This window comes from Streptomyces sp. NPDC001153, from assembly GCF_053598315.1.
Window position 1 is genome coordinate 220,674 of record NZ_JBSFJZ010000003.1, and the last position, 23,577, is coordinate 244,250.

The window sequence follows — 23,577 nt, forward strand, 5'->3', positions numbered from 1 at the left end:
CGCCCGAAGGGAGTTGAGGGCCCCCGACGGCCTGTCGCGGCACTCCCGCGGAGCGCTCAGGTCGCGGTGAGGGACAGGGTCTGTTCGGCGGCGGAGCGGCCCGCGCCTACGGAACTCCCGCGGCGGGCCGTCCAGGTGCGCGCCGGTGTGGTCTCGGCGAGCCGGCCGGAGGTGCCGGAGAGGCCGAGCACGAGTCCGCTGTAGCGGTTGACCAGACGGTAGGTGCCGCCGGAGGCGTTCGGGATCACGAACCACTGCTGGCCGACGGAGGGCCCGCTGCTCCGTGCGGCGGTGACGGTCGGCCTGGCGCCCCAGGCCCGGCCGGCGGCCGAGGACGAGTCGACGCCGAGCAGCCTGCCGCTCGCGGCGTTGGTGAGGGTGAAGGCGCCGTCGCCGGTCGGGGTGAAGACCCAGGTGTCGCGGCCGGACCTGGTGGGCCGCGTCAGCGAGGTGGTGGCGCTGCCGCCGGCCGCCTGGGCGAGGATCCGGCCCGCGCCGCTCGCGATGCGGTAGCCACGGCTCGTGTCCATCGGCACGGCCGCGGGGGTGGTGGAGTCGATGGTGATGTCGACGTACTCGCCGGACGCGTCGTGCGAGCAGCCGAAGGCGCAGTAGGAGCGGAAGGTCCTGCCGACGATCGTGGAGCTGGTGCGGTTGGCGCTGTCGAGGAACCAGCGGTACCAGGAGGCGTTGGTGTAGCTGCCGGTGTCCCCGATCAGGCGCCACTTCTGGGTCGTCAGGTCGTCGGTGGCGTACAGGTACTGCGGTGAGTCGCCGCTCTGGTCGACGGCCTGCGGTTCGCCGATGTACAGCCCGAGATGGGCGTCGTAGGCGATGTTCATGACGAACAGCGGCGAGGTCGGCGGCATCTTCCCGGCCGCGATCTGCTGGGCGGCGGTGCCCGCGTTGGCCGGGTCGTACTCGGCGGAGGCGGGGGTGTAGCCGGTGGGGTGGTCGGCGTCGACGGGGACGATGTCGCTCTCCCTGCCGCCGGTGCCGGGCTGCGACCAGGCGCCGTCGTACCACTTGCGCCAGGAGCCGGGCGCCATCTTGGCGGAGATCGGGGCGCGGGCCACGTGCTCGTAGAACGCTTTCCAGCCGCCGCTCTTGTCGATGATCCGGGAGCCGTAATAGACGTAGAAGTAGCCGGAGGCGGTGTCGGCGAAGAGGCGCTGGTCGCCGTCGCCGTAGGAGTACGTCTGGTTCGGGAAGGCCGTCGTGTCCCCGCGCTCGGTGCTGTACGGAGACGTGATCACGTGGTCCTTGACGGTCCAGGTGCGGCCCCGGTCGGTGGAGACGGCGTAGTCGATGGCGTCGTAGTGCAGTCCGTCGCCGAAGGGCTGCGGGGTGAACTCGTTGTGCACCAGTCCGTACCAGGCGCCGGTGTCGGGGTCGACCCACACTCCGGACAGGTCGCAGTAGTTCTTCTGGGCGTAGCCGGAGCCGCTCGGCGCGTACGTCGCCTCCCGGCCGGTCGGGCTGTTGTTGCAGCGCCAGGTGGTGTCGTCGTTGCGGTCGGCGGGGTTGGCCGGGTTCACCGCCTTGCTCAGGGCCTTGTCGAAACTCGCGGTGTCGAAGTTCTTGCCGGTGTAGAAGTCCCAGGTGCGTGGGTCCTTGGCGCCGTACAGCGCGGCGGACTGCTGGTAGTGGAAGGTGCCGTCCCGGTCGAGGTAGGGGCTGGCGGGGGTGTCCGTGGGGTGGGCGAAGGGCACCGGGGTCCCCACGGTCACGGTGTAGCCGGCGTCGGCGGGTGTGGCGGCCGGTGCCGGGGACGCGATGCCACCGCCCAGGACCAGGGCGGCGGTCACGGCCGCCGCGCCGCCTGCTCTGCTCAAGAGTCGCACCTGTGCTCCTTGTTGCCGAAGGACCGGTTGCACGGAACGATCCGGCTCCGGCGTGTCCCCGGCAATGGACTCCAGTGCTCCGCCTCTTGCACTTTCGCGAGGCGGCCTGCGCCACCGCGCCCCGGTCAGGGCTGCTCGGACGGGGCGGCGGACAGCGGGCTGTCCCAGGCCAGTTGACGGATGAGCGTCGCGTCCGGGTCGGCGGGGCGGGCCACGACGGGCCCCGGCCGGGCCGGGTCGCGGCTGCCGCGGGAGATGGTGCCGCTGACGGTGATGTTGCGCTCGGCGCGCGGGCGGCGGTGCGCCTCGTAGGCGGCGAACGCGGCGGGCAGGCCGGGCCTGTCGCGCAGCGCCTTGGCGAGGACGACGGCGTCCTCGAGCGCCATCGAGGCGCCCTGTCCGGTGGCCGGGGAGGCGGCGTGGGCCGCGTCGCCGATGAGCAGCACGCGCCCGGTGTGCCATACGGCGCCGAGCGGAAGCTCGGTGGCGTTGGTGGCCAGGACGGAGCCGACGGAGGCGCCGACGACGGCCCCCATCGGCGCGGAGTCCTCGCGCAGCAGCGGCAGCAGTTCCGCGTGCCAGGCGACCTCGTGCACGGATCTGTCGGCGGGCAGGGGCTCCGTGTTGACGCGGGCGAACCAGTACGTCTCCCTCGTCGGAGAGACCGCGTACCCGAAGGTGGCCTTGCTGCCCCGGACGAAGCTGATGCGGCCGGTCTCGGCCACGCGCGGCGCGGAGCCGGTGTAGCCGTAGTAGACCCGCTGACCCGAGTAGCCGGGCCGCACCCCGGGGGTGAGGATCTCGCGGACCGTCGAGTTGAGTCCGTCGGCGCCGATGAGGAGGTCCGCGTCGGCGGTGGTGCCGTCGGCGAAGTGCGCGGTGACACCGTCCGGAGCCTCGGTCACGTCGGTCAGGCGGGCCCCGTGACGCAGCGGGATGCCGCGCCGGGCCGCCTCGCCCTGCAGGGCCGCGTTCAGCTCGCCGCGGCGCAGACAGCGGTACTGCAGCGCGGGGTCGCCGATCTCGCCGAGGGGTGCCTGCGTCAGCTCGGTGCCGTCGCCGTCGAGCAGCCGCAGCGAAGTCAGCGGAAAACCGACGGCGGTGACGGCGTCCGTGGCGTCGAGCTGGGCCAGGGCGCGCATGCCGTTGCTCGCCAGGGTCAGGAACGCCCCGATGTCCTCGGCCGTGTCGGGGTGTGCCTCGTACACGGTGACGTCGTGGCCGGCCTTGTGCAGCCCGAGCCCGGCGGCGGTCCCCGCGATGCCGCCGCCGATCACCAGTACCCTCGTCGCGTCCGTCCCGCTCAAGTGCCGCTCCTCGCACCGACAGTGGTGGTGGCCATCTAAGGGCAGGGACGGGCCGGCGCGGGGGCCGGGGGCCGAGATCCGGACAGGATCGGGGCGGGGTGCCGGCGTGGCTGCCGCGCGCACCGTGCTGCCGGGGGGATTCGCTGGACGCCGGTCCGTGCGCGGCTCGCGCCCGGTATGCCGCCGGGCGCCTCGTGGGCCGTTCCTGAGGGACCTGCCGGCCGGTGCCGTGCACTCGGGCGCCCCCTGAATGACGGGTTCCTGACGGGAAAGTGGGTACTTCCCGGCCATGCGGGTGAGCGTGCTGGACGCGGGGTCGAACACGGTTCGGTTGGTGATCGCGGATGTGGAGGACGGCTTTCCGCTGCCGGTGCACACCGTCAAGTGGAAGCTGCGCCTGTCCGAACACGTCGGTCCGGACGGCACCATCGCCGACGAGGCGGTGGACCGGCTGGTGAAGGCGGTGGCCGCGGCGGGGGCCACCGCCCGGCGATGGCATGCGCCGGGGCCGCTGACCTTCGCGACCGCGGTGGTGCGCGCCGCCCCGAACCAGCAGGAGGTGCTGCGCCGGGTGGCGGCCGGGACCGGGATCCGCATGTGCACCCTGCCGGGTGAGACCGAGGCCGAGCTGACCTTCCTGGCGGCCCGGCGCTGGCTGGGCTGGCACGCCGGTCCGCTCGCGGTGCTCGACATCGGCGGCGGCTCCCTGGAGGTGGCCTTCGGGCGGGGCCGGCTGCCCGACTTCGCCGCGTCCCTGCCGCTCGGCGCGCGGCGGCTCACCCAGGAGTACCTCGCGGTCCAGGACCCGCCCGGGCCGGAGGAACTGAAGGAGCTGCGCCGCCGGATCCGCCATGAGCTGCGGGACGTGGCCTCGCGGATCCGCTGGGAACGGCCGCGCACCGCCGCGGTCGGCTCCCGTACGTTCCAGCAGCTGGGCCGCCTGTGCGGGGCGGCACCCGGACGCCACGGCCCGTTCGTGCAGCGGGAGATGCGCTGCCGGGACCTCCGCGAGGCGGTCCGCACCCTCGCCGCCCTGCCCGCCGCCGAGCGGGCCCAGCTGCCCGGGATCTCCGCGCCGCGCGCCGGGCAGAGCCTGGCCGGAGCGGTGGTCGGGCACACGGCGCTCAAGCTCATGGGGCTGCGCGGGGCCGTCGTCTGCCCCTGGGCGATCCGCGAGGGCGTGCTGCTGCGCTACATCGAGGACGGCGCCGACTGGTGGACGGACGTCACCGGCGCCACCGACACCCCCGCAGCCCCCTGCGCGACACCCCTGCGCGTCGCCGGCCCGCCGGCCTGATCCGGGCAGGGTGCGAAGGAGTCCGGCCCGGAGACGGAGAACCGGCCTCACCTGCGCGCGGTGCCGCACCTGAGATGGCAGGATCAGGGGGTGTCCGTCATCAGCAAGCTGCAGATCAAGCCCGGTCAGAGTGTCGCGGTCCTGGGCAGGCCCGTCGACGTCCAGCTGGAGGCCGAGACCGCGGGTGACGCGACCTCGGCCGATGCGGTGATCGCCTTCGTCACCGCCTCCGGCGACCTTCTCGGGGCGAATGCGCAGGCGGCGCTCGCCGCCGCGCGGCGCGATGCCCTCGCCTGGGTGGCCTACCCGAAGGGCGGGAAGCTCGGGACGGACCTGAACCGCGACACCCTGGCCGCCGCGCTGTCCGAGCACGGTGTGCGGCCCGTTCGGCAGATCGCCATCGACGACACCTGGTCGGCGCTCCGGTTCCGGCCCGCCGACTGATCTCCGGCAACACGTCCCGGCCGTCAGCACGTCCCAACAGGGCCCGCCACTTCACCGAGCCGCCCTGCTCCGTTCGTATTTTTCCAAAGGCCCCGAAACCCACCCCCGATCTGTAGCGATCATGACAATCGCGGGGTAGGCATGCCGGTATGCCTTTACGTCGATCACGACAGGGAATGACGGGAACGAAACGCCTCGCCGCGCTCGTCGCCGCGGCGGCGCTGGTCCTGGTGGGCTGTGACAGCGGCGGCACGTCGCACTCCGGTGACGGACGGCAGCAGCTGACCGTGGCGGCGCTGCCGCTCACCGACTCCGCCGCCCTCTATCTGGCCCGGGACCGCGGGCTGTTCGCCAAGGAGGGCCTGGACGTGCGCATCCAGCCCGTGCAGCAGAGCATCCAGGCGCTGCCCGCGCTGCTCAAGGGCCAGGTGGACGTGATCGCGAGCGCGAACTACGTCACCTACCTCCAGGCTTACGAGAAGGGCACCCTGGACCTGCGCATCCTCGCCGAGGGGGTCCGGATCGCCCCGCACATGATGGACGTCCTCGTCCCCAAGGACTCGGCACTGAGGAAACCCGCCGACCTCGCGGGCAAGAAGGTCGCCGTCGCCGTCCTCAACAACATCCAGTCCCTGACCCTGAACGCGATCCTGGACGCCCAGGGCGCCGGACGGCCCGTCTACCGGCAGATCCTGTTCCCGCAGATGGGCCCCGCCCTGCAGCGGGGCCAGGTGGACGCCGCCCACGCCGTCGAGCCCTTCGACACCGCCATCCAGGGCGAGTTGGGCGCGCGGGTGCTGCTGGACGCCGGCTCGGGGCCGGCACGGGGCCTGCCCGCCAGCGGGTACGTCACCACCGCCGACTTCGTGAAGAAGAACCCGAAGGCCGCGGCGGGTTTCCGGCGTGCCGTCGAGGCGGCCTCGAAGCTCGCCGCCGGGGATCCGGGAGCGGTGCGCACCGAGCTGCCCAAGTACGCCAAGGTGACCGCGGACCAGGCCAGGTCGATCCACCTGCCCGCCTATCCGGCGACCGCCGACCCGGCCCCCCTGCGCCGGCTCATCAGGCTCATGCGTGCCCAGGGGCTGCTGACGAAGGACGTCGATCCGGCACCCCTGCTGGTGAAATGACGCGGCGTCAGGAACTGCTGCTCGGTCTGCTCGGCGCGGCGGGTGCCTTCGGGATCTGCGAGGCGGTCGCCCGCGCCGGGATCGTACGGCGCAGCTACTTGCCGCCCGCCTCCGAAGTCCTGGCCCGCGCAGCCCGGTTGGCAGGTGATCCCACCTTTCTCGACGGGATCGGGGTGACGCTGCGGGCGTGGGCACTGGGTCTCGGGCTCGCCTGTGCGATCGCCGTACCGCTGGGGCTGCTGCTGGGCGCGGTCCCGGTGGCGGAGGCCGCCGTACGGGCGGTGATCGAGTTTCTGCGGCCGCTGCCGTCCGTCGCGCTGATCCCGCTGGTGTCGCTGCTGCTCGGGTCGGGCACTCGGACGGAGGTGACGCTGATCGCGTACGCCTCGCTCTGGCCGGTGCTGTTCAACACCGTCTACGGCCTCGGCGAGACCGACCCGCTGGCCAAGGACACCCTGCGTGCCTTCGGGTTCGGGCGGCTCGCGGTACTGCTGCGGGTGGAGTTGCCGGCCACCGCCCCGTTCATCGCCGCCGGTGTGCGGATCTCGGCCGCGGTCGCCCTGATCCTGGCCGTCGCGACGGAGATCCTCTCCGGCTTCGGCCAGGGCCTCGGCATCTTCATCGCCCAGGCCCAGACCGAGACGGACGGCACGCGGGACGTGCTGGCCGGAGTGGTGTGGGCCGGCGGTCTCGGGCTGGTGGTCAACGGCGTGCTGGTCGGAGCGGAGCGGCGGTTGTTCGCCTGGGCGCAGGAACCCCGCCCGGAGGCGGGGAAGGTGCGGCGGAGCGGGCCATGACACAGACACAGGGCAGCGCACGGCCCGGATTCGCGCCCGGCCCGCCCCGGGCCACCGCCGTACCCTTCGTGCTGCGCTGGTCGGTGCTGCTCGTCGCCGTCGCCTGCTGGGAGCTGGCCGCCCGTGCCCAGGGCAGCGTGTACTTCCCACCGCCGCTGCGGATCGCCCGGCACGCCCGCGACCTGTGGTTCTCCGGCCCGGCCGGCCATCTGTTCCTCACCCCTGCCGCCGTCGACACCATCCTGCCGAGCCTGGGCCGGATGGCGGCCGGGTTCGCGCTCGCCGCCGTCGCCGGGACCACCCTGGGCATCGCGGTGGGCCGCTCGCGGCGGGCGTACGCGCTGTGCAACCCGGTGCTGCAGTTCGCCCGGGCCGTGCCGCCACCCGCGCTGGTGCCGGTGTTCGTCGTCGTCTTCGACTTCGGTACGCCCATGCAGGTGGCGTCGATCGTGTTCAGCGCCGTATGGCCGGTGCTGATCAACTCGGCCGAGGGCGCCCGTGCCACCGACCCGCTGCGGGTCCAGGTGGCGGCCGTGCTGCGGCTGACGGCACCCGAACGGCTGTGGTTCCTGATCGTGCCCTCGGCGTTGCCCCGGATCTTCGCGGGGCTGAGGCTCAGCCTGTCGCTCTGCCTGATCCTGATGGTGTTCTCGGAGTTGCTGCCGGGCAGTGACAACGGTATCGGCTTCACGCTCACCGACGCCCAGACGCGCTCCGACCTGCTCACGGTGTGGTCGGCGCTGCTGCTGCTCGGCGCGCTCGGGTATCTCCTCAACACCGGTCTGCTGGCGGTCGAGAAGCGGCTCGTCGGCCCCGGTTCGTCCGCAGGGAGGACGGCATGACGACGGCCACGGTGCGCGAGGCGGTCGTACGGTTTCTGCGCGACACCGGCATGACCACGGTCTTCGGCAATCCGGGCTCCACCGAACTGCGGATGTTCCGCGACTGGCCGGACGACTTCACCTACGTCCTGGGCCTGCAGGAGTCCGTCGCCGTCGGCATGGCGGCCGGGCACGCGCTCGGCACCCGGCGGGCCGCGTTCGTCAGCCTGCACTCGGCCGGCGGGGTGGGGCACGCGCTCGGAGCCGTGTTCAACGCCTTCCGCGACCGGGTGCCGCTGGTGATCGTGGCGGGCCAGCAGGCGCGCTCGCTGATCCAGCTGCGGCCCTTCCTCGGCGCCGACGAACCGGCCCTGTTCCCGCGCCCTTACGTGAAGTCGGCCCGCCAGCCGGAACGCGCGGAGGACGTGCCGGCGGTGCTCGCCGAGGCGTACCGGATCGCGATGACGCATCCGCGCGGACCGGTGTTCGTGTCCGTGCCGGAGGACGACTGGGACCGGCCCGCCGAACCCGTCACGCCCCGCACGGTGCACTCGGCGTTCACGGCCGCCCCGGACGCCCTCGACGCGCTCGCCGCCCGGCTGGAGGCGTGCGCGCGCCCGGCGCTCGTGGTGGGGCCCGGCGTGGACGACGAGGACGCGCTGGACGAGGTCCGGACGCTGGCCGAGCGGATCCGGGCCGGGGTGTGGATCAGCCCGCTCTCCGGCCGCTCCGGCTTCCCCGAGTCGCATCCGCTGTTCCAGGGGTTCCTGCCGCCCCTCGCCCGTCAACTGGCCGCGCGCCTCGCGCCGTACGACCTGGTGGTCGCGCTCGGCGCGCCGGTGTTCACCTATCACGTGGCGGACGGCGGCCCGCCGCTCGCGCCCGGCACCGAGTTGTTCCACCTGGACTGCGACCCCGGCCAGGCCGCCTGGCTGCCCACCGGCACCAGCATCGTCACCACCCTGCGGCCCGCCCTGGAACGGCTGGCCGGGCTGCTGAAGGAGCCCGACCGCGAGCCGCCACCACCCCGGCCGTCCCCCGCCCCGGCCCGCGCCGAGGCGCGCATCACCCCGGAGCTGTTCTTCGATCTGCTGCGCGCCCGGCTGCCGCGCGACCGGGTTCTCGTCGAGGAGGCGCCGAGCCACCGCGACACCCTGCACGCGCGCGTGCCCGTCGAGTCGGGCGGAGGCTTCCTCACCACCGGCAGTGGGGCGCTCGGCTGGGGCCTGCCCCTCGCGGTGGGCCGGGCGCTCGCCGACCGGCGCCGGGTGGTGTGCGTGGTCGGCGACGGCTCGGCGCTGTACTCGGTGCAGGCCCTGTGGAGCGCGGCCCGGCATGCGGCTCCGGTCACCTACGCCCTTCTGGACAACGGCGGTTACGCGGCCGTCCGCGCGCTGGGCCGCCGGATCGGGATCGCACCCGTCCCCGGCACGGACATCACCGGCATCGACTTCGCGGCCCTCGCCGAGTCCCTCGGCTGCCCCGCGGCCCGCGCCGAACACCCCGACGAGCTGCCGGCCGCGCTGGACGACGCCCTCGGCCTGGGCGACGGTTCGGGTCCCTTCCTGCTGCACCTGCGGGTCGCCGGCAGCGCGGGCACCCTGTACGAGCCCTGGGCCGGGTGAGGGATGCTGCGCCTCGACTCCGTCAGCCGGCACTTCGGCGACACCCGCGTTCTGGACGGCATCAGCCTCACCGTGCCGGACGGTCAGCTCCTCAGCGTGGTCGGGCCCTCGGGCTGCGGCAAGTCCACGCTGCTGCGCACCATCGCCGGGCTGCTGCCCGCGCAGGAGGGCACCGTCACGGTCGACGGGACAGCGGTGAGCGGCGTACCGGAGCGGCTCGCGGTCGTCTTCCAGGAGTACGGCCGCTCGCTGCTGCCCTGGCTCACCGTCCGCGACAACGTGGCTTTGCCGCTGCGCCGCCGGGGCCTTCCCCGCGCCGTCCGCCGGGCCGAGGCCGAGACGATCCTCGAACGGGTCGGTCTGCACGGGGTCGCCCGGCGCCATCCCCGCGAGCTGTCCGGCGGCATGCAGCAGCGCGTCGCCATCGCCCGCGCCCTGGTCTGCCGGCCCTCCCTGCTGCTCATGGACGAGCCGTTCGGCTCGCTGGACGCGGGCACCCGCGAGGACCTGGAGGACCTGCTGCTGGAAGTGCACCGGACGAACGACACGACTATCGTGTTCGTCACCCACGACATCGACGAGAGCGTGTACGTCGGCGACCGCGTCGTGGTCCTCTCCCCTGGGCCCGGCTCCCGCGTCGTCCGCGACCTGCCGGTGGACCTGCCCCGCGAACGGGACCAGCTCAGCACCCGGAGCCTGCCCGGGTTCGTGGCACTGCGCACCGAGGTCGGCAAGGCGGTACGCGGCGCTCCGCCGGGAGGGGCGGGATGAGAAGGTGCCGCGATATGGCGTCTGCCGTCTGCGGCCCCGTCGTGAGCGTCGTGCCGTACGCACAGGAGGGGTGACCCCCGGGTCCGGGAGTCACCCCTCCTGCTTCAGCCGGGGCGGTCAGCGCAGGTCGCACACCTTGACGGTGTAGATCCCGCGGCCGTGCGTGGCGGCGTACAGCGTGCCGCCGTCGGGGCTCGTCCTGAGCTGGAGCACGGCGACTGCCGGCAGGCTGCCGATCCGCTGCCAGGTGGTGCGGCCCGGCGCGCGGTGGACGACACCGAGGTCGGTGGCGACGGCGAGCCCGCCGTCCGCCGTCACCAGCGCGGAGTTGGTGGGCACGTCGGGCAGGTTGGCCGAGATGTCCTTCCAGGTGGTGCCGCCGTCGGTGGACTCGAAGACGTGGCCGACGCCCGCGCCGGGGCCCTCGGTCCAGTGCCGGGAGAAGCCGTTGACGGTGAGGAAGACGTGGTCGCCGTTCTTCGGGTCGACGGCGAAGCCGCTGAGGTAGCGGTTGGGCACGGTCCCGTCGACGGGCAGGCTGATGTCGTGCCAGCCGGTGCCGTCCGCGTTGCCGACGGCGATGCCGCGGGCGAAGCCCTGGTTGTTGCAGGGGCCGCACCAGGCGGCGTAGATCTTCCCGCCGGAGGCGGCGACGGCGGTCGCGACCCGGCCGGCGCCGAAGTCGTGGACGCTGGTCCACTCCGTGCCGCTGCGGATGGCGTAGCCGTGGGTCTGCACCCAGATGTGCCGGCCGCCGGCGACCCAGGTGTTGCCGTCCTTCAGGTCCGCCGCCAGCGGGGCGATGAAGCGGGCCTCGCTGGTGGCGTTGTCGGGCGGGGCGACGGAGTACGAGGTGGCCTTGCTCGGGTCGGTGGCCCAGCTGCCGTCGTTCACGGCGCAGTTCTGGGTGACCTGGACGGCGAGGTAGACGTACTCCTGGGCGATGTTGCAGCCGTTGGCGGGATCGGTGAGGGTGTCGCCGCCGTCGCCGCCGAAGTTGGAGCCCATGACCTTGTCGTCGCCCCGCAGGATGGACTGGCCGTTGTCCTGCAGGCCGCCGGTGACGGACAGGCCGCCGTGGTCGAGGTCCTTGCCGATGCCGACGGAGTAGTACTGCAGGGTGTCGATGGTGCCGTCGTTGAGGGACGTCCAGTCGGTGGCGTGGCCGGAGGCGTCCTGGGAGCCGTTCACCGGGCGCTTGTAGACGCCGCCGTCGTTGCCGACGTAGACGAAGCTCTTGCCGTGGTAGCGGCCGATCGCCACACCGTGCTGGTCGGAGTGGGTGGTCGGGTTGCAGTCACCGGTCTGCTTGGCCGGGTCGATGCTCCAGCAGGAGAAGGTGAAGTTCCAGTACGGGCCGACCGTCGACCAGTCGGCGCCGCCGTCCTTGGTCTCGTAGACCTCCTCCAGGCCCGCGTACACGTGCTGCGGGTCGGCCGGGTCCACGGCGAGGAACTGGTTGTACCAGGCCTGGACGCCGGGCATGTAACCGGCCGTGGTGAGCGCCGAGTTGTCGGCGGCCAGGCCCTTGTAGTCGGCGATCTTCGTCCAGGGGCCGGTCGGCGAGCCGGACTTGGAGACGTAGATGCCCTCCAGGCCGCTGTCCGGGTTGGTGCTCAGCTGCTCCGGGGACTGGTCGATGGCGTAGTAGCGGGAGCCGTCGGCGGAGCGGGCGAAGGTGACGTTGCCGACGTTGCCGGCGTCGGCCGGGAGGTCACCGAGGCCGCTGGTGATCCGGGTCCAGGCGCCGCCCGCCTTGGTGTAGAAGCCGTTGTAGTCGTCGCCGCTGCGCCAGCCGACGGCCAGGACCACCTTGGAGGGGTCCGTGGGGTCGATGGCGATGTCGTTGGCGATGTTCTTGTACGGGGCGTTCGGGTCGTCGGCCTTCGCGCCACCCGGCAGGAAGTCGGGGTTGGGCGCGAACTCCAGCTTCCAGGGGCCGCTCAGCTGCTTCGTGGAGTGGCTCCACACGCCCTTGCTGGTGGCCGCCCACACCGTGTCGCCGCCGAAGCGCAGCTCGTGGATGGTGGTGCTCTCCAGCTCGTCGCCGCCGACCCGGCTGCGCGTGGAGAAGGTGCCGTGGTGCGGGTGCGTGAGGACGTAGACGCCGCTGCCGAGGTAGGCGTCGGCGTTGGTGGTGGCCTCACCCGTGCCCAGCCACAGCCGGCCGGCGCCGTCGAGGGCGAGGGCGCCGGTGGACTGGGCGGGCAGCCGGTCACTGATGGGCTGCCAGTGTCCGCCCCCGCTGCGCGAACGCCACACCCCGCCGCCGGCGCTGCCCGCGTAGACGTAACCGTCGTCGGCGGCGGCCACCGCCGCCATGCGGCCGGTGACGTTCCCGCCGCCACCGCTGGAGTTGGAGTCGATGTCGCGGTAGCGCGGATCGTCGGAGTTGTACGGCAGATCGGTGATATTGCGCCAACTGCCGCCCGTGGACTTCAGGTTGCCGAGACCGCGCCAGGCGGCGCCGTACGCGCCCGGCGCGACGACACCGGGCGAGGTGCGGGCCTCGGCGTACTGGTCCGCGCCCTCGGCGATCTCGTCGGCCTCGTTGCCGCCGTCGCCGTCCGCCGCCACGTGCGGGGACATCGCACCCACCGACTGCTCGCGTTCCTTGGCCAGTTGGGCCAGGGCCCGGACACCGAAGGGGCTCACCGACCGGCCCGAGGCGGCGGACGGGGGTATCGCGACGAGTGCGGCGGACGCGGTGAGCGCGCAGACGGTGAACCACCGTCTTCTGTGGGTTGGTACGGACACCAAGGACCTCCCAGGGTGCAGCGACACTGCTGACGCAGGAGACCCGATCACGTTGGCGTGAAAACGTCCGCCGCTTGGTGAAGTTTTGACGAGCACCTGCCAGTAGCTACCGCTCCGGAAGGCGATTCCTCCGGGCGGCCGGGGAAGCCGCGATGCCCTGACTGCGCACCCTGCCCATCGTCTTCAGCAGCCGGTCGGCCGGCTCGCGCAGCTGCGGATGGGCGTTGACCGTGTTCCGCAGCCCGCGCACCGGTCTGCGCCACAGCCGCTGGGCCAGCGCGACCGGGTGCGGACGGGCCGCGAAGCCCTCGGCGACCCGCAGTTCGCGGGTCTTGAGCCAGTCCTTGTACTCCTTGTCGCCGCGCCCGAGGTCCACGAGGGTCACCCCGTGCCGGGCCGCCGCCTCGGCGGTCCGCAGGTGCATCATCAACCCCGGTGAGTAGTACTGCAGTTCGGGATCGTAGGCGGTGAACCAGGCCGCCAGCACGGTGCTCGAGCGGGGGCCGAAGTGGGCGGCGACCGGCCGGTCGCCCGCGTACAGCACGGACAGCACCCCGGTGAAGTGCTCCTCGCGGACGCGGAAGAGATGGTCGACCAGGCCGACGATCCACGGCCGGGAGAACCGGTCCATGCGGCCGGTCCTGCGGTACTGCGCGGACTTCCACCGCATGAGCGTGCGCAGGACCTCCGGGTCGCGCTCGTCGAACTCGAACCGCACCTCGCCGACGTTCCGGCCGAGCCGGCGTTCCTTCTTCAGCGTGGTCTTGGCGAGGCCCGGGTAGGTGGCGCGCAGCCACTCCGGGTAACCGCCGTCGCCGGGCTTCACATCGATCACCGGCGAGGCGAAGGTGCCCGTGATGTGCGGCGCGAACGGCCGCTGTTCCTGGACGAGATGGTCGAACTCGAAGATGCTGAGCCCGCAGGCCCGCAGCAGTTCCCCGGCGTTCCAGGTGACCCCCGGCCGGTGCACGAGGGCCTGGCAGTCGGACAGTCCGAGCCCGATGGCCCGTCCGGCACCGAACGGGCCTCGCTCGTACGGGAAGAACCCGGCGGGCTCCCCGCCCTCGCGCAGGACCGCCACCCGGGCCCCGCGCCGGTACCGGCCGACGCCGATCGCGAACTCCGGTGCGAGGAAGGGATTGGAGTACTCGGGCGACTCGTCCATCGCGCGGTGCCAGGCCCGGCGCAGTTCGGGCGTCAGCTCGCCGGGTCTGTGGATGGTGATCTCCACCTCAGTTCGACCGCCCTTCCACAGGCTCCGCGAACGGTGTGCCCGAGGCGGCACAGGCCGGTGAGGCGTGTGAGGCGTGTGGATCATGGCTCATGGATCGCATGGGCGACCGCTCCCCCCATGACGCGCCGAGCGCGTCCTCCCACTGGTTCCGATGTGCGCCGCATCCCCTCCGCACGCGACTGCTCAAACGTCGCGAAACAGTACGCACACTGTCAAGGGTGCCTCAGGCGACGGATGATCCGCCACGGGTCCGGCGACATCGTGACAAGTCTGGTGCTTCCCGCGCCGACTTCGCCCGCCGTACGCGCACGCTCCAACCACGAAAGGCGGTACGGCATGTCGTCCACTGCCCGGCACGGTGTGCCCGGAGGCGCGGACGGCGGGCGGCGCCCGCACGGCGGCGCTCCGGCCCGCGGTCTTGACATGAACCTGCGTCAGCCTCGAGTCTTCCTGCTTGAAGTTGCTCGATTGACGCTCGTTTCGAGCGCTTGTGAGCATCAAGAGCAAGAACAGTCAGTCCGCAGTGCTGCGAGGGGAGCTGTTCCGCCGTGCAAAGACCGCGAAGACTGCGCCACCGTGTGCCGTGGTCCGCCTGGGTACCACTGGGGCTGGCCACCGCCCTGGCGGGAACCCTGCTCGCCGCCCCGGTGCCCGCCCGGGCCGCCACCACCACCGGCGCCGTGCTCGACCCCGCCCACGGCAGCGTCAGCTGGCAGAGCCCGGTCTACGCCAAGGGCACCGGCGGGGGCACCGAGAGCTGCCCGGACGCCGCGACCGACCCGGACAACAAGGTCTGCGACCGCTTCGACCTCACCGTCTCGGTGCCGGACGGATACTGGGACGACAACCCCGAGGGCGGCGTCCCGCTGGCGGTCAAGTGGGAGAAGCCCTCCGACGACTTCGACCTGTACGTCTACGACGACCACGGCACGCAGGTGGCGTCCAGCGCGGGCACCGCCGATCCGGAGGCCACGGTGATCCCGCGGGCGTCGGGGACGTACCACGTGGTGGTCGTGCCGTACGACGTGCACGACAACTCCTTCACGGGCACCGCGTACCTGCCCGCCACCACGGACGCCGGCGATCTCACGTCCTTCTCGGGCGGCGACGGCAGGTACACCATCAGGGCCGGGCAGCTCACCGCGCAGGCCGGCTTCCTGACGGGAGGCCGGCTGCGGCTGCAGGCCGACCCGTCCGGCTCGCTCAGCGATCCGGCGGGCACCGCCATCGTGCGCAAGGAGCCCGCCCCCGAGCGGCACACCTCCTCCTTCGACGCGGGCGACTACTACGGCATCCGCTCCCCGCAGGCGGTCCTGCGCGTGTACAAGCAGCCGCTGCGCTTCGGGCTGTACAGGCCCGACGACCGGACGCGGATCTGGCAGGAGGACAAGCCGCTGCGCTGGTCGACCGGTGGCATGCGGCAGAGCCTGGTGCGGGGCGCGGACGAGCAGTACTTCGGCGGCGGCGAGCAGAACGGCAGCTTCTCGCACCGCGGGCAGACGATGTACGTGGCCAACAGCTTCGACTGGAACGAGGGCGGCTACAACAACTCCCAGCCGTTCTACCTCTCCAGCGCGGGCTACGGCGTCTTCCGCAACACCTTCGCACCGGGCGTGTACACCTTCGGCTCGCCGGTGACCACCGGTCAGCAGGAACGGCGCCTGGACGCCTACTACTTCCTCGGTGACGCCAAGCAGGTCATCGGCAAGTACACGGCGTTGGTGGGCAGGCCCTTCATGCCCCCGGTGTACGGCCTCGAACCCGGCGACTCCGACTGCTATCTGCACAACGCCAACCGCGGCGAGCGGCACACCCTGGACGCGCTGAAGATCGCCGACGGATACACCGAGCACCAGATGCCGCTCGGCTGGATGCTGGTCAACGACGGCTACGGCTGCGGGTACGAGAACCTGGAACAGACCGCACAGGGCCTGCGCGACCACCACGCCCAGCTCGGCCTGTGGACGCAGGACGGCATCGACAAGCTCGCCGACCAGGTCAAGGCGGGCCAGCGGGTGGCCAAGCTGGACGTGGCCTGGGTCGGCAACGGCTACAAGTTCGCGCTGGACGCGTGCGACGCCGCCAAGAAGGGGATCGAGGACAACAGCGACGCGCGCGGTTTCGTGTGGCTGCCGGTGTCCTGGGCGGGCGCACAGCGCTGTGGTGTGCTGTGGAGCGGCGACCAGAAGCTGTCCTGGGACTACATCCGCTGGCAGATCCCGGCCTACGCCGGGGCCACCATGTCCGGCATCGCCTACGACACCGGTGACGTGGGCAGCATCTACCGCCACGACGCCAAGATGTACGCCCGCGATCTGCAGTGGAAGGCGTTCCTGCCGGCCATCATGACCATGGACGGCTGGGCGACCGACCTGACCACCAAGAAGCCCGCCGACCAGCAGCCCTGGCTCGACGGCGAGCCGTACACCTCCGTCAACAGGAAGTACCTGCAGCTGAAGGAGCGGCTGCTGCCGTACATGTACACACTCTCCGCCGAGGCCGCGAAGACCGGTGTCGGCGCGGTGCGTCCGCTGTGGCTGGAGTACCCGCAAGACCCGAACACGCTGTCCGACCAGGCGAAGTACGAGTTCCTTTCCGGCCCCGACCTCCTCGTCGCGCCGGTGTACCAGGACTCCGACACCCGCGACGGCATCTACCTGCCGAAGGGCACGTGGACGGACTACTGGACCGGCCGTACCTTCCAGGGGCCGACCACGCTCAACGGCTACCGCGCCCCGCTCGACACGCTCCCGCTGTTCGTGCGCGAGGGAGCGATCGTGCCGATGTGGCCCAAGGGGACGACGAGTTGGCAGACCCGCGACCGGCACGAGCTGGACTGGGACCTGTATCCGGCGGCCCGCGGCACGAGCCACTACACGCTCTACGAGGACGACGGGGTGACCCGCGACTTCGCCCAAGGCGCCGCCGCCACCCAGCGGGTGTCCCTGCACTCCGACGACGGCGGGACGACCGTCTCGGTGGGCGCGAGCAGGGGCGGCTACGCCGGCAAGGTGGACGCCCGTGCATACCGGTTCACCGTGCACGGCGACTCGGCACCCGCCCAGGTCCTCCTGAACGGCCGCCGGCTGCCCGCCTCCGACTGGTCGTACGACGCCGGCACGCACGTCACGACCGTCACCACGGCGAGCCTGTCACTGGACCGGACCTTCACGGTGCGACTGGTCGACGGGAGGTAAAGGAATCGTATGGTCTAGTCCAAAGAGCGCGTTGGTCTAGTCCAACTTATTGACGTGACCGCAACAGCTCCCGGAGGGTGGGGCTCCCCGCCCGGGGGACCTCCCCACCCCCACCCTCTGGAGGCACGCAGTGAGACGTCTTCGGGCATGTCTGGGCGCGGCGGCGGCCGTCACGCTCGCCGCGGCGGGCACGACCGCGCTCGTCGCGAACAGCGCCTCGGGCGCGACGAGCGCGTTGAGCAACCGCTGGTACGCCGCCGCCCCCTATCTGATGCCGCTGGACAACGACCCGCCGGACCCGGCCGCCATCATGGACGCCACCGGCCTGAAGGCCTTCCAGCTGGCCTTCGTCCTCGCCCCCAACGGCGGCGGCTGCTCGCCCACTTGGGGCGGGACCGCGCCCGTCTCCTCGGACACGGCCGTACAGTCGATGATCGGCACGATCCGCGCCAAGGGCGGTGACGTCTCGGTCTCCATCGGCGGCTACGGCGGCACGAAGCTCGGCCAGGCCTGCGCGGACGCCGCGTCCACGGCGGCGGCCTACCAGCAGGTCATCACCAAGTACGGGCTGCACGCCATCGACTTCGATCTGGAGGAGCCGGAGTACGAGAACACCGCGGCCATCAGGAACGAGATCGGCGCGGCCAAGATCCTCCAGCAGAACAACCCGGGGCTGTACGTCTCGGTGACGACGGCCGGCACCGCGGACGGCACCGGCTGGTTCGGCAAGCAGCTGCTGCTGGAGGCCAAGTCCCAGGGATTCACCCCGAACAACTTCTCCATCATGCCGTTCGACGGCGGCTTCAACGGGGCGGCGAGCCAGACCAGCGCGCTGACCAACTTCAACTCGATCCTGCAGTCGACCTTCGGCTGGGACCAGGCGACGGCGTACGCCCACGAGGGCTTCTCGGGCATGAACGGCCGCAGCGACTCGGGCGAGTACTTCACCCAGGCCGACTTCCAGACGGTGCTCGACTACGCGACGAGCCACAACATGGACCGCTTCACGTTCTGGTCCCTGAACCGCGACCGGCAGTGCAGCCCGCCGGACAACGGCGGCCGTACGTCCGGGACGTGCTCCAGCGTCACCCAGAACTCCTGGGACTTCGCGAAGTACTCGGTGCAGTTCGCCGGTGTCACCCCGCCCACCCCCACACCGACACCGACCCCCACACCGACGCCCACCTCCTGCAAGTCCGCGTGGAGTTCCACGGCGGTGTACACGCAGGGGAACGAGGTCTCGTACAACAAGCACAACTGGAAGGCCAAGTGGTGGACCCAGAACGAGGTGCCGGGCGCCTCGGAATGGGGGCCGTGGCAGGACGAGGGCGCCTGCTGAACACCTGCCGGACCACTTGACGTGTTTGGTTCAGACCTTTAGCTTCTCGGGTCACCAGTGACCAAGGATGCATTCAGCGTTCATCATGCTGAACGCATCCGCCGGTCCGGCCTTCGGTTCGCAGAAGGGACCCCCACATGACCCGATCCCGGCTCCTCGCGGTGCCGACCACCGCGGGCCTCGCCCTGGCCCTCGCCCTCCTCGGCAGCCCCAGCGCCATCGCCGCCGACCCGCGGGTCGCCCCCGGCGGCAACTTCGACCTGTCGGTCTGGGAGCTGCAGGAGCCCGTCGGCTCCCCCGGCAGCCCCACCACCATCCCGTCGTCCCGGCTCCAGGGCCCGAACGGCTACCAGGACGCGTACTTCTACACCGACACCCGTGACGGGGCGATGACCTTCTGGGCGCCCGAGAAGGGCGTCACCACGCCGAACTCGAACTACGCCCGCTCCGAGCTGCGCGAGATGAACCGCGACGGCAGCGCCGCCGACTGGGCGCTGTCCGGCTCGCAGCGGATGAGCGCGACCCTGCGGGTGGTGTCCGTGACGAAGAACGTGTGCGTCGGGCAGATCCACCTCGGCAGCGGCGGCTCCTCCACCAAGCCGCTGCTCGAGCTGTACTACCACGCGAACGGCGACATCGTCCTCGGCACGGAGAACTCGCCGTCCGGCGGGCAGACCGCGCACGCCGTGGGGCACGTGTCGGTCGGCAAGACGTGGAGCTACACCATCGCCGTCTCCGGCGGGAACACCGTCGACCTGACCGTCAACGGCACCACCACCCACTACGGCATCCCGTCGTCGTTCCAGCAGTACAAGCAGTACTTCAAGGCCGGCTCCTACAACCAGTCCTCCTCGGACAGCACGACCAACGGCGCCCGGGTCGCGTTCTACGGCCTGACCGTCGCCCACGGGTGACACGCCGCCCGACCTGCGCGACTGGTGCAATCGGCCGTACGGTCGTAGCGTCGGTTGCACGCGGTCGGACACAGCACTACGGGTGGGAGCGACCATGCGCGGATCAGTGTGGGCAACGGCGGTCACCCTCGCAGCGGGCGCCGTTCTGCCGGCGGCCATGACCCCGGCATCGGCGAGTCCGCCGACAGCGGCCGTCAAGGCCGACACCCCGCGCCCCGTCCTCGTCGACTGCATGTGGCAGCAGAACGTCCGCCCCACCGACTTCATCCTGGCCTGCGGCGACGGCAACAGCCGGCTCATCGGGCTCCACTGGTCGCAGTGGAGCCCGGACGAGGCGACGGCCAGGGGTGTGAACATGGTCAACGACTGCAAGCCGTACTGCGCGGCCGGCCGCTTCCACGGCTACCGGGTGACCGTCCGGCTCGACGAACCCAAGGCCTGGAAGAAGGATCCGCACGTGCAGCACTACACGCGGATGACCCTCACCTACGCCGATGACCGGCCCGATGGGTTCAAGCAGGTCATGACCTACCCGCTCTGGGACTGAGCGCCGGCGAGCGGGTAGGTGCCGGGCGCCGTGTCAGGCCAGCTCCACCAGTAGGTCGCCACCCTCCACCTGCTGGATGCGGTTGATGGCCAGCCGGGACACCCGGCCCTCCTTCGGCGCGGTGATGGTGGCCTCCATCTTCATCGCCTCGATGGTGGCGACGGTGGCACCGGCGGCCACCTCGTCGCCCTCGGCCACCGCCAGGGTCACCACACCGGCGAACGGCGCCGCCACGTGGCCGGGGTTGGCACGGTCGGCCTTCTCCGTCACCGGCACGTCCGACGCCGCGGCGCGGTCGCGGACCTGGATGGGCCGCAGCTGGCCGTTGAGCGTGGACATCACCGTGCGCATGCCCCGCTCGTCGGCCTCGCCGATCGCCTGCAGCTCGATCAGCAGCCGGACGCCGGGCTCCAGGTCGACGGCGTACTCCTTGGCCGGGCGCAGGCCGTAGAAGAACGCCTTGCTGTCCAGCACGCTGGTGTCGCCGAAGGCCTGCCGGTGCGTGTCGAACTCCCGTGTCGGGCCCGCGAACAGCAGCCGGTTGAGGGTGGCCCGCGGATCCTTGGCGAGACCCTCGCGGTCCTCGGCGGACAGCTCGGGCGCCGGCTTGGGCGCGGTCCGGCCCTGCAGCGCCTTGGTGCGGAACGGCTCGGGCCAGCCGCCGGGCGGGGTGCCCAGCTCGCCGCGCAGGAAGCCGATCACCGAGTCCGGGATGTCGAACCGGTCGGGCGTCTCCTCGAAGTCCTCGGGCGAGACACCGGCGCCGACCAGGTGCAGGGCGAGATCACCGACCACCTTGGAGGACGGGGTGACCTTGACCAGACGGCCGAGGATCCGGTCGGCGGCGGCGTACATGGCCTCGATGTCCTCGAAGCGGTCACCGAGGCCGAGGGCGACGGCCTGGGTGCGCAGGTTGGACAGCTGGCCGCCGGGGATCTCGTGGTGGTAGACGCGCCCGGTCGGGGAGGCGAGGCCCGCCTCGAAGGGCGCGTAGATCTTCCGCACGCCCTCCCAGTACGGCTCCAGGTCGCCGACGGCCTGCAGGTCGAGCCCGGTCGGACGGTCGGAGTGGTCGGTGGCGGCCACCAGCGCCGACAGCGACGGCTGGGACGTCGTACCGGCCATGGAGGCCACCGCGCCGTCCACGGCGTCGGCGCCCGCCTGGATCGCGGCGAGGTAGGTGGCGAGCTGGCCGCCGGCCGTGTCGTGCGTGTGCAGATGCACGGGCAGATCGAACTCGCGGCGCAGCGCCGAGACGAGCTTGGCGGCGGCGGGGGCGCGCAGCAGCCCGGCCATGTCCTTGACCGCGAGGACGTGCGCGCCGGCCTCGACGATCTGCTCGGCCAGCCGCAGGTAGTAGTCGAGCGTGTACAGCCGCTCGGCGGGGTCGTTGAGGTCGGCGGTGTAGCAGAGGGCGACCTCGGCGATCGCCGTGCCGGTCTCCCGTACGGCGTCGATGGCGGGGCGCATCTGGCCGACGTCGTTGAGGGCGTCGAAGATCCGGAAGATGTCGATGCCGGTGGCTGCGGCCTCCTCCACGAAGGCGTCGGTCACCTCGGTCGGGTACGGCGTGTAGCCGACGGTGTTGCGGCCGCGCAGCAGCATCTGCAGGCAGATGTTGGGCACCGCCTCGCGCAGGGCGGCCAGCCGCTCCCAGGGGTCCTCGGCGAGGAAGCGCAGGGCGACGTCGTAGGTGGCGCCGCCCCAGCACTCCAGGGAGAGCAGCTGCGGCAGGGTGCGGGCGACGACCGGGGCGACGGCGAGGAGGTCCTTGGTGCGCACGCGGGTGGCGAGCAGGGACTGGTGGGCGTCGCGGAAGGTGGTGTCGGTGACACCGATCGTCGGCGACTCACGCAGCCGGCGGGCGAAGCCCTCGGGGCCGAGGTCGACCAGCAGCTGGCGGGAGCCGGCGGGCGGCTCGCCGGCCGGCAGCGGCGGCAGCTTGGTGACCGGGTCGAGCAGGTCCGGGCGTTCGCCGTGCGGCTTGTTGACGGTCACGTCCGCGAGGTAGGTGAGCAGCTTGGTGCCGCGGTCCGCGGAGGAGCGGGCGGTGAGCAGGTGGGGGCGCTGCTCGATGAAGGAGGTGGTGACCCGGCCCGCCTGGAAGTCCGGGTCGTCCAGGACGGCCTGCAGGAAGGGGATGTTGGTGGCCACACCGCGGATGCGGAACTCGGCCACGGCACGCCGGGCGCGTCCGACGGCCGCCTTGAAGTCCCGGCCGCGGCAGGTGAGTTTGACCAGCATCGAGTCGAAGTGCGCGCTGATCTCCGTACCGGCGTGGGTGGTTCCGCCGTCCAGGCGGATGCCGGAGCCGCCCGGGGAGCGGTAGGCGCTGATCCGGCCGGTGTCCGGGCGGAAGCCGTTGGCGGGGTCCTCGGTGGTGATACGGCACTGCAGGGCGGCGCCGCGGAGGGTGATGGTGTCCTGGGCGAGGCCGAGGTCGGCGAGGGTCTCGCCGGAGGCGATCCGCAGCTGGGCCTGGACCAGGTCCACGTCCGTGACTTCCTCGGTCACGGTGTGCTCGACCTGGATGCGCGGGTTCATCTCGATGAAGACGTGGTTGCCGGCGGGGTCGAGGAGGAACTCGACGGTCCCCGCGTTGCGGTAGCCGATCTCGCGGGCGAAGCGCACCGCGTCGGCGCAGATCCGCTCCCGCACCTCGGGGTCGAGGTTGGGGGCGGGAGCCAGCTCGACGACCTTCTGGTGGCGGCGCTGGAGCGAGCAGTCGCGCTCGTAGAGGTGGATGACGTTGCCCTCGCCGTCGGCGAGGATCTGCACCTCGATGTGGCGCGGGTCGACGACGGCCTTCTCCAGGAAGACGGTCGGATCGCCGAACGCGGCATCGGCCTCCCGGGACGCGGCCTCGATGGACTCGCGCAGCTGGGCCGGGTCCTCCACCCGGCGCATGCCGCGCCCGCCGCCGCCCGCGACGGCCTTGACGAAGACGGGGAAGCCGATCTCCTCGGCGGCGCGCACCAGTTCGTCCACGTCGGTGGAGGGCTGGGAGGAGCCGAGCACGGGTACGCCGGCGGCCCGGGCGGCGGCGACGGCGCGGGCCTTGTTGCCGGTCAGCTCCAGGGTGGCCGCGCTCGGGCCGACGAAGGTGACGCCCGCCTCCTCGCAGGCGCGCGCGAGTTCGGGGTTCTCGGACAGGAAGCCGTAGCCCGGGTAGACGGCGTCGGCGCCGGCCCGGCGGGCGGCGCCCACGATCTCCTCGACGGACAGATATGCCCGCACAGGATGCCCGGGTTCTCCGATCTCGTACGCCTCGTCGGCCTTCAGCCGGTGCAGCGAGTTGCGGTCCTCGTGCGGGAACACGGCGACGGTGCGCGCGCCGAGTTCGTAGCCCGCCCGGAACGCGCGGATCGCGATCTCTCCACGGTTGGCGACCAGCACCTTGCGGAACATCCTGGATTCCCTTCAGCTGCCTGTCGGCGACGAACACCATGGTGTCAGCCACGCCCTGCCGTACCTCGCGGCAACCTTAGGGGGTGGCCGCTCGTGTCGACGTGCGAAAACCATCACATTGACGGGGTGGGCGGCGCCACAGGCACGA

General features: G+C 72.0%; 16 protein-coding genes. 11 read left to right on the forward strand and 5 right to left on the reverse strand.

Annotated elements, in window-relative coordinates:
• Positions 1 to 56: 56 nt before the first annotated feature.
• Entirely contained in the window at positions 57 to 1,835 is a 1,779-nt protein-coding gene (locus ACWDEN_RS04700) for an RICIN domain-containing protein (protein ID WP_450857198.1), read from the reverse strand.
• A gap of 134 nt (positions 1,836 to 1,969) precedes the next feature.
• Positions 1,970 to 3,151 carry an FAD-dependent oxidoreductase gene (locus tag ACWDEN_RS04705; protein ID WP_351616657.1) on the reverse strand — a complete coding sequence of 394 codons (1,182 nt, stop codon included), beginning with the start codon at positions 3,149 to 3,151 and terminating at the stop codon, positions 1,970 to 1,972.
• A gap of 289 nt (positions 3,152 to 3,440) precedes the next feature.
• On the opposite strand from ACWDEN_RS04705, the gene ACWDEN_RS04710 reads away from it, so the two are divergent.
• The 7 genes from ACWDEN_RS04710 to ACWDEN_RS04740 all read left to right on the forward strand — a co-directional run bounded on the left by ACWDEN_RS04710 (position 3,441) and on the right by ACWDEN_RS04740 (position 10,033).
• Complete coding sequence (locus ACWDEN_RS04710) at positions 3,441 to 4,448, forward strand: Ppx/GppA phosphatase family protein (protein ID WP_351616660.1); 1,008 nt, start codon at positions 3,441 to 3,443, stop codon at positions 4,446 to 4,448.
• 90 nt (positions 4,449 to 4,538) lie between these two features.
• Entirely contained in the window at positions 4,539 to 4,892 is a 354-nt protein-coding gene (locus tag ACWDEN_RS04715; RefSeq protein WP_351616662.1) for a hypothetical protein, read from the forward strand.
• Positions 4,893 to 5,068: 176 nt separating this feature from the next.
• Positions 5,069 to 6,019 (forward strand): ABC transporter substrate-binding protein, encoded by a 951-nt coding sequence (locus ACWDEN_RS04720; protein ID WP_351616665.1) that lies wholly within the window; start codon positions 5,069 to 5,071, stop codon positions 6,017 to 6,019.
• Positions 6,016 to 6,816 carry an ABC transporter permease gene (locus ACWDEN_RS04725; protein WP_351616668.1) on the forward strand — a complete coding sequence of 267 codons (801 nt, stop codon included), beginning with the start codon at positions 6,016 to 6,018 and terminating at the stop codon, positions 6,814 to 6,816. The genes ACWDEN_RS04720 and ACWDEN_RS04725 overlap by 4 nt, the downstream gene beginning before the upstream one ends.
• Entirely contained in the window at positions 6,813 to 7,658 is an 846-nt protein-coding gene (locus ACWDEN_RS04730; RefSeq protein ID WP_351616670.1) for an ABC transporter permease, read from the forward strand. Before ACWDEN_RS04725 ends, ACWDEN_RS04730 begins: the two co-directional genes overlap by 4 nt.
• A complete protein-coding gene (gene mdlC, locus ACWDEN_RS04735; RefSeq protein ID WP_450857202.1) occupies positions 7,655 to 9,262 on the forward strand; it encodes a benzoylformate decarboxylase in 1,608 nt (535 codons plus the stop codon). The genes ACWDEN_RS04730 and mdlC overlap by 4 nt, the downstream gene beginning before the upstream one ends.
• A 3-nt stretch (positions 9,263 to 9,265) precedes the next feature.
• On the forward strand, positions 9,266 to 10,033 hold the full coding sequence (locus ACWDEN_RS04740) for an ABC transporter ATP-binding protein (RefSeq protein ID WP_351620556.1): 768 nt from the start codon (positions 9,266 to 9,268) through the stop codon (positions 10,031 to 10,033).
• A 117-nt stretch (positions 10,034 to 10,150) separates the two neighbouring features.
• Here ACWDEN_RS04740 and ACWDEN_RS04745 read toward each other — a convergent pair whose 3' ends face one another.
• Together ACWDEN_RS04745 and ACWDEN_RS04750 are read right to left on the reverse strand one after the other, a co-directional pair.
• On the reverse strand, positions 10,151 to 12,790 hold the full coding sequence (locus ACWDEN_RS04745) for a WD40/YVTN/BNR-like repeat-containing protein (RefSeq protein ID WP_351620559.1): 2,640 nt from the start codon (positions 12,788 to 12,790) through the stop codon (positions 10,151 to 10,153).
• 106 nt (positions 12,791 to 12,896) lie between these two features.
• Positions 12,897 to 14,021, reverse strand: coding sequence for a GNAT family N-acetyltransferase (locus tag ACWDEN_RS04750; protein WP_351620562.1), 1,125 nt, complete (start codon positions 14,019 to 14,021; stop codon positions 12,897 to 12,899).
• A 581-nt stretch (positions 14,022 to 14,602) separates the two neighbouring features.
• Between ACWDEN_RS04750 and ACWDEN_RS04755 the strand changes: the two genes are divergently transcribed.
• The 4 genes from ACWDEN_RS04755 (at position 14,603) to ACWDEN_RS04770 (ending at position 20,021) form a co-directional block, all read left to right on the forward strand.
• Positions 14,603 to 17,221 (forward strand): TIM-barrel domain-containing protein, encoded by a 2,619-nt coding sequence (locus tag ACWDEN_RS04755; RefSeq protein ID WP_450857205.1) that lies wholly within the window; start codon positions 14,603 to 14,605, stop codon positions 17,219 to 17,221.
• Between the two features lie 130 nt (positions 17,222 to 17,351).
• Complete coding sequence (locus ACWDEN_RS04760; protein ID WP_450857207.1) at positions 17,352 to 18,560, forward strand: carbohydrate-binding protein; 1,209 nt, start codon at positions 17,352 to 17,354, stop codon at positions 18,558 to 18,560.
• A gap of 137 nt (positions 18,561 to 18,697) precedes the next feature.
• On the forward strand, positions 18,698 to 19,474 hold the full coding sequence (locus ACWDEN_RS04765) for a polysaccharide lyase family 7 protein (protein ID WP_450857209.1): 777 nt from the start codon (positions 18,698 to 18,700) through the stop codon (positions 19,472 to 19,474).
• Between the two features lie 94 nt (positions 19,475 to 19,568).
• Positions 19,569 to 20,021, forward strand: coding sequence for a hypothetical protein (locus tag ACWDEN_RS04770; RefSeq protein ID WP_450857211.1), 453 nt, complete (start codon positions 19,569 to 19,571; stop codon positions 20,019 to 20,021).
• A 33-nt stretch (positions 20,022 to 20,054) separates the two neighbouring features.
• Here the strand turns inward: ACWDEN_RS04770 and ACWDEN_RS04775 are convergent, their stop codons facing one another.
• Positions 20,055 to 23,429 carry a pyruvate carboxylase gene (locus tag ACWDEN_RS04775; protein ID WP_450857213.1) on the reverse strand — a complete coding sequence of 1,125 codons (3,375 nt, stop codon included), beginning with the start codon at positions 23,427 to 23,429 and terminating at the stop codon, positions 20,055 to 20,057.
• Between the last annotated feature and the right edge of the window lie 148 nt (positions 23,430 to 23,577).